We start from the raw sequence: 689 nt of genomic DNA on the forward strand, positions 1-689 counted from the left end.
TAGGCGTCTTCTAGTATAGCTGAAGATCAGTTTTCAAAGAATTCAAGTGGGACGGCTTCGACTACAATGGGCATAAAGCTGTGGTTAGCCCCGCAGATTTCAGAGCATTGTCCGTAGAATACACCTGGACGTGAAACAATAAAAGCGGTTTGGTTTAATCGTCCGGGTACTGCGTCTATTTTAATGCCTAATGATGGAACAGCTCAAGAGTGCAGTACGTCTTCAGCTGAAACTAAAATTCGAATTGGTGATTCTTTGGGAACTACTATTCGATGGTCTGTTTCAAGAAGCCGAAAGCCCCCTGGTGTGAGGTCTTGGGTTGGTACTATATAAGAGTCAAATTCTAGGTTTTCGTAGTCTGTATATTCGTAGCTTCAGTACCATTGATGTCCTACGGCTTTAATAGTAACGTGGGGGTCATTAATTTCATCTATAAGGTATAAAATTCGAAGTGATGGTAAAGCAATCAAAATAAGAATGATGGCCGGAAGGACTGTTCATACGATTTCGATTTCTTGGGAATCTAGAATAAATTTATTCGTTAGTTTGGTTGACACTATTGCGATGATAATGTATAGAACTAAGGTGCTGATTAAAAATACAATTATTAAAGCATGATCGTGAAAACATAAAAGTTCTTCTATTACAGGTGATGCTGCGTCTTGGAATCCTAGTTGTGCAGGGTGTGC

1 protein-coding gene and 1 pseudogene are annotated in these 689 nt (G+C 39.6%); both read right to left on the minus strand.

Translation table 11 applies throughout. The features are described from left to right. Positions 1-26: 26 nt before the first annotated feature. A pseudogene (locus IEY34_RS38295) lies at positions 27-362 on the minus strand (cytochrome c oxidase subunit II); the annotation flags it as partial. A gap of 135 nt (positions 363-497) precedes the next feature. After that, positions 498-689: cytochrome c oxidase subunit II transmembrane domain-containing protein (locus IEY34_RS38300; RefSeq protein WP_229507540.1), on the minus strand; the 192-nt coding region annotated here is incomplete at its 5' end.

The organism is Paenibacillus marchantiophytorum (assembly GCF_014640555.1).
In the GTDB taxonomy this organism is placed as follows: Bacteria; Bacillota; Bacilli; order Paenibacillales; family NBRC-103111; genus Paenibacillus_E; species Paenibacillus_E marchantiophytorum.